This is a genomic window from Cryobacterium inferilacus (assembly GCF_019599185.1).
In the GTDB taxonomy this organism is placed as follows: Bacteria; Actinomycetota; Actinomycetes; order Actinomycetales; family Microbacteriaceae; genus Cryobacterium; species Cryobacterium inferilacus.
In genome coordinates this window covers 1-935 of the sequence record NZ_JAIEUL010000061.1, presented here as the reverse complement: position 1 = coordinate 935, position 935 = coordinate 1, and the positions used below count along the sequence as shown (strand labels likewise).

General features: G+C 66.5%; 1 protein-coding gene. It reads left to right on the top strand.

Translation table 11 applies throughout. The features are described 5' to 3' along the window. On the top strand, positions 1-935 hold a 935-nt coding region (locus tag K2F54_RS18895; RefSeq protein WP_220607398.1), incomplete at both ends, for a condensation domain-containing protein.

The following is a 935-nucleotide window of genomic DNA, read 5'->3' as shown; positions in this document are numbered from 1 at the left end:
ATCTGGACCTACCACCACATCATCCTCGACGGCTGGAGCCTCTCCCTCCTCTTCACCGACCTGCTCCGACACCTCCGCCTCGCCGAGGAAAAAGGTCAGGACGAGCACGGCCGTGCACTCCTCCTCGCCCTCGCCGACGAGCAACGGTCCCAGGAGACCTCCTTCGCCGCGTACACACGTTGGATCCAGGAGCAGGACAGCGACGGCTTCGACGCGTATTGGCGGGACCTTCTCGCCGGCTATGACGGAGCAGCCGCGGTGCCCGCCTCAAGCGATGCACCTCACGGGGCCGACGTCACCCGGGTCACCCGTCTGAGCGAGGGTGAGCTCGCCGCCCGACTGGTCACCCGCTTCGCAGGCGCTGGCGCGACACTCGCCCACGTCACCGAGGCGGCGTTCGGGGTGGTCCTCGGCCGCGCGTGCGGCAGCGAGGACGTCGTCTTCGCCACCGTCGTATCCGGGCGAGACGTGCCACTGCCCGACATCGACCGCACGGTCGGACTGTTCATCAACACGGTCCCGGTGCGGGTGCAGGCGTCGCCGGAGGCGACGGTGTCGGAGTTCGTCGGCGCGGTTCGGGAACAGGCTCTTGCGAGCAGTGAGCACGCCTACGGGTCACTCGCACGAATCCAATCGATCACCGGGATTGACCGCCTGGTCGGTTGCCTGTTCGCGTTCGAGAACTTCGCAGTTGACGAGGACTCCTCCAGCATCGATGGCCTGTCTTTTGTGGAGGGCCGCGAGGAAACCACCTACCCGCTCACGGTGACGATGCAACGCAGCGGCGATGAACTACTCCTCGTCGTCCTTGTCGACGAAGAGGCCCTCCCCCGCGCCGACGCGGAACGCGTCATCGATCGTCTGCTGGTGGTGTTGGAGCAGTTCGCGGGTGTGGATGTGTGCCTGGGTGAGGTGTCGACGGTGACGGTGGCTGA